The following is a 262-nucleotide window of genomic DNA, read 5'->3' on the forward strand; positions in this document are numbered from 1 at the left end:
ATTGAAATGTATCAATTTCTTTACCGTGTTTAAATTTACCTTGATATCTTAACACTTTAGTGCCTTCAAAATTCTTTTTCCAAATACCATGACGCTTACCATTATCATCAAACTTATTAATAGTTTGGGCTGATAATGTTGTAATTGTTGTTAATAGCACAACAGTTAAAATGCTGTTTAATTTCATAATTTAAAAAATTGTTTTTTTAGTTTCTACTTCAAATTATAAAAGAGACACAATAAATAATTAAACGATAAATAA

At 24.0% G+C, this 262-nt stretch carries 1 pseudogene; it reads right to left on the reverse strand.

Annotated features, from left to right (window positions below):
* Nucleotides 1–187: pseudogene (locus FUA24_RS17275) on the reverse strand (toxin-antitoxin system YwqK family antitoxin); the annotation flags it as partial.
* Nucleotides 188–262 lie beyond the last annotated feature (75 nt).

Source organism: Seonamhaeicola marinus (assembly GCF_008085455.1).